General features: G+C 71.7%; 7 protein-coding genes. All 7 read left to right on the top strand.

Translation table 11 applies throughout. The annotated features are described in order from the left end of the window. The first annotated feature begins 197 nt into the window (after nucleotides 1–197). Complete coding sequence (locus tag AOK01_RS32325) at nucleotides 198–995, top strand: aldose epimerase family protein (protein ID WP_055517965.1); 798 nt, start codon at nucleotides 198–200, stop codon at nucleotides 993–995. A gap of 10 nt (nucleotides 996–1005) precedes the next feature. Then, nucleotides 1006–1554 carry an orotate phosphoribosyltransferase gene (gene pyrE / locus AOK01_RS32320; RefSeq protein ID WP_055517963.1) on the top strand — a complete coding sequence of 183 codons (549 nt, stop codon included), beginning with the start codon at nucleotides 1006–1008 and terminating at the stop codon, nucleotides 1552–1554. 135 nt (nucleotides 1555–1689) lie between these two features. Further along, on the top strand, nucleotides 1690–2712 hold the full coding sequence (gene fbaA, locus AOK01_RS32315) for a class II fructose-bisphosphate aldolase (RefSeq protein ID WP_055517960.1): 1023 nt from the start codon (nucleotides 1690–1692) through the stop codon (nucleotides 2710–2712). Nucleotides 2713–2894: 182 nt separating this feature from the next. After that, complete coding sequence (locus AOK01_RS32310; RefSeq protein WP_055517956.1) at nucleotides 2895–4352, top strand: MFS transporter; 1458 nt, start codon at nucleotides 2895–2897, stop codon at nucleotides 4350–4352. A gap of 117 nt (nucleotides 4353–4469) precedes the next feature. Beyond that, complete coding sequence (locus AOK01_RS32305) at nucleotides 4470–4883, top strand: DUF3151 domain-containing protein (protein ID WP_055517952.1); 414 nt, start codon at nucleotides 4470–4472, stop codon at nucleotides 4881–4883. Between the two features lie 159 nt (nucleotides 4884–5042). Continuing rightward, entirely contained in the window at nucleotides 5043–5948 is a 906-nt protein-coding gene (locus tag AOK01_RS32300) for a tryptophan 2,3-dioxygenase family protein (protein ID WP_055517950.1), read from the top strand. Beyond that, the gene (gene kynU / locus AOK01_RS32295; RefSeq protein WP_055517949.1) at nucleotides 5941–7209 is read left to right on the top strand and encodes a kynureninase; all 1269 of its coding nucleotides are present in this window, start codon (nucleotides 5941–5943) and stop codon (nucleotides 7207–7209) included. The genes AOK01_RS32300 and kynU overlap by 8 nt, the downstream gene beginning before the upstream one ends. Nucleotides 7210–7283 lie beyond the last annotated feature (74 nt).

Genomic DNA, 7283 nt, shown 5'->3' with positions numbered 1-7283 from the left:
CCCCGCGCCCCTAGGTACCCAGGGGCGCGGGGAACTGCGCGCGCAACCCCCACCGAGCCGCACCCGAAACACCAGCGCAGCCCCCACCCCCTAGGGGCGCGGGGAACTGCGCGACCAGCCACATGCGGCCCGCAGTCGACGCACCGGTCGGGGCCCTGCGGCCCTTCCTGCGTACCGCACCCCGTAGGGTCTTCCGCGTGAGTGACGAAGACATCACGCTGACCGCCGGCGACGCGGAAGCGACCGTGCAGCCGGGCAACGGCGGACGGATCGGTGGCCTGCGGATCGCCGGGGTCGAACTGCTGCGCCAAGGCGGCAAGTTCGGCTGCTTCCCCATGGTCCCGTGGTGCGGTCGCACCAGGGACGGCCGCTTCCTGAACGGCGCCACCCCCCACCAGCTCCCCCTCAACTCCCCACCGCACGCCATCCACGGCACCGCCCGCGACGCCGCCTGGCGCACGGCCCGTACGAGTGGCGACGAGGCCGTCATCACGTACGACCTCGCCGACCCCTGGCCGTACACCGGCCGCGTCACCCAGGCCGTCACCCTGACCGAGGACTCCCTGACGCTGACCATGTCGGTCGAGACGTACGGCGACTCCTTCCCGGCGCAGATCGGCTGGCACCCCTGGTTCAACCGCAACCTCGGCGGCGACGGCGCCCAGGACGTCCGCCTCGACTTCACCGCCGCCTGGCAGGAGGAGCGCGGCGCCGACCACCTGCCGACCGGCCGCCGTATCGACCCCCAGCCGGGTCCCTGGGACGACTGCTTCGGGATGCCCGGCGGCGTCGACGTCACCCTCACCTGGCCCGGACAGCTGGAGCTGAACGTGACCGGCCGCGAGGAGTGGGTCGTCGTGTACGACGAGCAGGAGGCCGCGGTGTGCGTCGAACCGCAGACCGGTCCCCCGAACGGGCTCAACACCCTGCCCCGCCTGGTCACCCCCATCGAGCCCCTCGAAGCCGCCACCACCTGGACCTGGCGCCGCCTCTAAGCTGACCCGCATGACTGACGTACGCGGCGAGCTGCTGCAGCAGATCAAGGACAAGGCCGTGGTGCACGGCAAGGTGACCCTCTCCTCCGGCATCGAGGCCGACTACTACGTCGACCTGCGGCGGGTCACGCTCGACGGCGAGGCCGCCCCGCTGGTCGGCCAGGTACTGCTCGACCTGACGGCGGACCTGGACTTCGACGCGGTCGGCGGCCTCACCATGGGCGCCGACCCGGTGGCCACGGCCATGCTGCACGCCGCCGCGGCGCGCGGCCGGCACCTCGACGCCTTCGTCGTCCGCAAGGAGGCGAAGGCGCACGGCATGCAGCGCAGGGTCGAGGGTCCGGAGATCGCGGGCCGCCGCGTACTCGTCGTCGAGGACACCTCGACAACCGGCAACTCCCCGCTCACCGCCGTCGAGGCCGTGCGCGAGGCCGGCGCGGAGGTCGTCGGCGTGGCGACCATCGTCGACCGCGCCACCGGCGCCGCGGAGAAGATCCAGCAGGGCGCCGGCGTCCCCTACCTCTTCGCCTACTCGAAGGACGAACTGGGACTCGCCTGAGCCCGGCCCCCGCACCGCGGCCGGAGCATCCGGCCGCGTCTGGGAAGATGGGCCCGACGATGACGTCGCCCCCTGAGGTCAGGGCCAGGTCAGGGCCGTAAGCAGCACGCCACCCGCACATACAAGGAGCGGACCATGCCCATCGCAACCCCCGAGATCTACAACGAGATGCTCGACCGGGCGAAGGCAGGCAAGTTCGCCTACCCGGCCATCAACGTCACCTCGACGCAGACCCTGCACGCCGCGCTGCGCGGCTTCGCGGAGGCCGAGAGCGACGGCATCATCCAGATCTCCACCGGCGGTGCGGAGTTCCTGGGCGGCCAGCACAACAAGGACATGGTCACCGGTGCCGTGGCGCTGGCCGAGTTCGCGCACATCGTCGCCAAGAAGTACGACGTCACCGTGGCCCTGCACACGGACCACTGCCCGAAGGACAAGCTCGACGGGTACGTACGTCCGCTGATCGCGGTCTCCGAGGAGCGCGTCAAGGCCGGCCGGAACCCGCTGTTCCAGTCCCACATGTGGGACGGCTCCGCGGAGACCCTCGCCGACAACCTGGCCATCGCACAGGAACTGCTGGGCCGCGCCGCCGCCGCGAAGATCATCCTTGAGGTCGAGATCACCCCGACCGGTGGCGAGGAGGACGGCGTCTCGCACGAGATCAACGACAACCTCTACACCACGGTCGACGACGCGATCCGTACCGTCGAGGCCCTGGGCCTGGGCGAGAAGGGCCGCTACCTGCTGGCCGCGTCCTTCGGCAACGTGCACGGCGTCTACAAGCCGGGCAACGTCGTCCTGCGCCCCGAGCTCCTGAAGGAGCTGAACGAAGGCGTGGCGGCGAAGTACAGCAAGCCGTCGCCGTTCGACTTCGTCTTCCACGGCGGCTCCGGCTCCTCCGAGGACGAGATCCGCACGGCCCTGGAGAACGGTGTCGTGAAGATGAACATCGACACGGACACCCAGTACGCGTTCACGCGCCCGGTCGCCGACCACATGCTGCGCAACTACGACGGCGTCCTGAAGGTCGACGGCGAGGTCGGCAACAAGAAGACGTACGACCCCCGCACCTGGGGCAAGCTCGCCGAGGGCTCGATGGCCGCCCGGGTCACCCAGGCCTGCGGCCACCTGCGCTCCACGGGCACGAAGATCAAGTAGGCGCGCGCACTTCCTTCGAGGGGCCCGGTTTTCCACAGGAGGACGCCGACCGGCGGCGTTTTCCACAGGGGAGCCCGGGCCCCGCCGTATGTCCGTATGCTCCGGACATGGCTGCCCCGACACCGCAGGAGTCCCCAGAACCTTCCGAGTCCCCGGAGTCCCCGGAGTCCCCGGCTGTCAGGATGTCCTCTTCCGCGGGGAAGTGGATCCTGCTGACCACGGTGCTCGGGTCGGGCATGGCGATGCTCGACTCGACGGTGGTGAACGTCGCGCTGCCGACGATCGGCCGCGACCTCGACGCGGACCTGGCGGGCCTCCAGTGGACCGTCAACGCCTACATGCTGACCCTCGCAGGACTCATCCTCCTGGGCGGCGCGCTCGGTGACCGCTTCGGGCGGCGGAAGGTGTTCGTCGTCGGCGTGGTCTGGTTCGCGGCGGCCTCACTGCTGTGCGGGCTCGCGCCGAACGCCGGTGTCCTCGTCGCGGCCCGCGCCCTGCAAGGGGTCGGCGGCGCGCTGCTCACGCCCGGTTCGCTCGCGCTGATCCAGGCGTCGTTCCACCCGGACGACCGGGCGAGAGCCGTCGGCCTGTGGTCGGGCTTCGGCGGCATCGGCGCCGCGGTCGGCCCCTTCCTGGGCGGCTGGCTGGTGGACGGCCCCGGCTGGCGCTGGGTGTTCCTCCTCAATGTCCCGCTCGCGCTGCTGTGCGCCCCGATCGCCCTGCGTCACGTACCGGAGTCGAAGGACGGCCGGGTCCACGGGCGTGGCTTCGACATGCTCGGCGCCGGCCTCGGCGCGCTGGCCCTCGCCCTGGTGACGTACGCCCTGATCGAGGCGCCCGGCGGCTCGGTGCCCGTCGTGGCGGTGACGGCCGCCGCCGGTGTCGCGGCGGGCGTCGCCTTCATAGCCGTGGAGAAGCGGCGGGCCGACCCGATGATGCCGCTCGACATCTTCGCGTCGCGCCAGTTCACGGCGGTCAACCTCGTCACCCTGTGCGTGTACGCGGCCTTCGCCGGGTTCTTCTTCCTCTCCGCGGTCCAGCTCCAGGTCGTCACCGGCTACTCGGCCCTCGGCGCGGGTACGGCGCTGCTGCCGACGACCGTCCTGATGCTGCTGCTTTCGGCCCGCTCGGGCGAGCTGGCCCAGCGCATCGGCCCGCGCATACCGCTCACCGCGGGCCCGCTGCTGTGCGCGACCGGGATGCTGCTGATGCTGCGGGTCGGTGAGGACGCCTCGTACGTGTCCGACGTGCTGCCCGCCGTCCTGGTGCTCGGCGTCGGCATGGTCACGCTCGTCGCGCCCCTCACCGCGACGGTGCTGGCCTCCGTGGACACCGGCCGGGCGGGGCTGGCCAGCGGCGTCAACAACGCGGCGGCCCGCGCCGCGGGACTCGTCGCGGTGGCCGCGCTGCCGCTGCTGGCCGGGATGAGCGAGGAGGCGTACCGGTCGGCGGACGCCTTCGACGACGCGTTCCGGCGGGCGATGCCCCTGTGCGCGGGCATCCTGGTCGTGGGCGCGGTGATCGCCTTCACGACCGTACGCAAGCCGCCGCCGGGCTGTCTGCAACCGGAGTGCCTCACGCACGGCGGGGTGACGGCCCCACCACTGGAGCCGAACCGGTCGCGCGGCCGGCTCGAATAGCCCGTCCCGGTCGCCAACCGGTCCCGAACGGTCCGTCCCGTGCTCAGGGGCGCCTTTTCGCCGAAAGGCGGACCCGGCCGGTGATCCGGCGGCAGCGGATAGCGCAAACTGGAACCCATGGCCATTCACGAGAACCTCCTCGGGGGACCACCCCCGACCCACCTGCCCGACGACCCGGAGCCGCGCGAGCTCCTCGCCAACGGCACGGCGCCCGCCGACGTCGCCGCGAACTACCCGACCTCCTCACTCGCGTGGGCCCAGCTGGCCGACGAGGCGTACGAGCGCGGCAGTGTCGTGGAGTCGTACGCGTACGCCCGTACCGGCTACCACCGGGGCCTCGACTCCCTGCGGCGGGGCGGCTGGAAGGGCCACGGCCCGGTGCCGTGGGAGCACGAGCCGAACCGCGGTTTCCTGCGTGCCCTGCACGGCCTCGCCCGCGCCGCCCAGGCGATCGGTGAGCAGGGGGAGTACGAGCGCTGCTCGCAGTTCCTGAAGGACTCCTCCCCGACGGCGGCCCAGACCCTGGGCTAGGCCGGGCTGGGGCGGGTATGCGCAGGTCCGCTCGGTGTGACCGGGCGGACCTTGCGTTTTCGGGGCACGATTGTGGAGTATGCCCGTGGGGACCGGGGCCTCCGTGTCGGAATTCGGCAGGGGCGGACCGCTACCCGGAGTACACATCAGGAGACAGCGATGTCCCACCAGGCTCAGCCCCAAGAGGCTTCGCAGCCCGAGACTCCGCATCTTGAGAACCCCGAGAACGCCGAGAGCCCCGAGAGCCCCGAGAACCCCGAGTCTCCGCATCTCGACTTCCAGGGAACGACTCCGTACGAGGACTATGTCCAGGCGGACGTCCTGACCCACCTCCAGCACACCCTCTCCGAGGACCCCGGAGAGATGGTCTTCCTGGTGACCACCCAGGTCATGGAGCTGTGGTTCACCGTCATCGTCCACGAGTGGGAGACCGCGGCGAAGGCGCTGCGCGAGGACCGGGTGCCGGTCGCGGTGGCGGCCCTGAAGCGGTCGGTACGGGAACTGGAGGCGCTGAACGCCTCCTGGAAGCCCCTCGGCCAGCTCACTCCGGCCCAGTTCAACTCGTACCGCAGTGCTCTCGGAGAGGGCTCCGGCTTCCAGTCGGCCATGTACCGGCGGATGGAGTTCCTGCTGGGCGACAAGTCCGCGTCCATGCTCGTGCCGCACCGGGGCGCGCCGCGTGTCCACGCCGAGCTGGAGAAGGCCCTGCACGAACCGAGCCTGTACGACGAGGTGCTGGGGCTGCTAGCGCGGCGCGGGCACGCCGTTCCGTCCTCGGTCGTCCAGCGGGACGTGTCCCGGCGCTACGAGCCGTCGCCCGAGGTCGAGGCCGTGTGGACGGAGCTGTACGCCGGCGACGAGAGCTCCGAACTCGCCCGGCTCGGCGAGTCGTTGACCGACGTCGCCGAACTCGTGTGGCGCTGGCGCAACGACCACCTCGTCGCCACCCGGCGGGCGATGGGCTCCAAGACGGGCACCGGCGGCTCGGCGGGCGTGGCCTGGCTGGAGAAGCGGGCCCGCAACAACGTGTTCCCCGAGCTGTGGACGGCACGGTCGCATGTCTGAGCCCGGTCAGAACAGGTCGTACGGCTCCTCGTACGAGAAGGAGGCGGCGGCGCTGGACGCCGCCGACGAACTGGGTGAGCTGCGCGCGCGGTTCGTCCTGGACGACACGGTGTACCTGGACGGGAACTCGCTCGGCGCGCTGCCGCGCTCCGTGCCCGGCCAGGTCGAGGACGTCGTGCGCAGGCAGTGGGGTTCGCTGCGGATCCGGTCCTGGGACGAGAGCGGCTGGTGGACGGCGCCGGAGCGGATCGGCGACCGGATCGCGCCACTGGTGGGCGCGGCGCCGGGCCAGATCGTCGTCGGCGACTCGACGAGCGTCAACGTGTTCAAGGCGGTCGTGGGCGCGGTACGGCTCGCGAACGAGCGGCGAGACGCCCGGGACGCCCGGGACGCCCGGGACGCCAGGGAGGGGCCGGGTGTCCGGGACGAGGTCCTGGTCGACGTCACGACGTTCCCCACGGACGGCTACATCGCCGCGTCGGCGGCCCGGCTGACGGGCTGCACGCTGCGCCCGGTCGCTCCCGCCGACGTGCCGGACGCCCTGAGCGGGCGTACGGCGGCGGTACTGCTGAACCACGTCGACTACCGCACGGGCCGCCTGCACGACCTGCCGTCCCTGACGGCCGCGATCCGTGCGGCGGGTGCGGTGTCGGTCTGGGACCTGTGCCACAGCGCGGGCGCCCTGCCGGTCGGGCTCGACGAACACGGCGTGGACCTGGCGGTCGGCTGTACGTACAAGTACCTGAACGGCGGCCCCGGTTCACCGGCGTACCTCTACGTCCGCCGGGACCACCAGTCCCGCTTCGACTCCCCGCTGCCGGGCTGGAACTCCCACGCCGATCCCTTCGGCATGACCCCGGACTTCACCCCGGCCCCCGGCGCCCTCCGAGGCCGCGTCGGTACCCCCGACATCCTCTCCATGCTCGCGCTGGAGGCGGCCCTGGAGGTCTGGGACGACGTCTCGATCGAGGTGCTCCGCGCCAAGTCCCTCGCCCTGACGGACTTCTTCCTGCAGTGCGTCGAGGCGTACGTGCCCGGGGGCGCCGTCGAGCCGGTGACCCCGCTCGCCCACGCCGAGCGAGGCAGCCAGGTCTCCCTGCGCTGCGCGGACGCGGGCGGGGTGATGCGCCGCCTGATCGAGCGAGGAGTGATCGGCGACTTCCGGGAACCTGACATCCTCCGCTTCGGCTTCACGCCGTTGTACGTGGGCTTCGGGGACGCGGAGAGGGCGGCGAGGGTGTTGGGGGAGATGTTCTCTTAGGGGCGCGCAATCAGGGGTGCGCAATCAGGGGCGCGGGGAACGGCGCAATCTTTTAGCGGGGGTCTGGGGGCGCA

It is taken from the genome of Streptomyces aurantiacus, assembly GCF_001418335.1.
Classification (GTDB): Bacteria; Actinomycetota; Actinomycetes; order Streptomycetales; family Streptomycetaceae; genus Streptomyces; species Streptomyces aurantiacus.
This window is presented reverse-complemented; position numbering and strand designations above follow the sequence as displayed.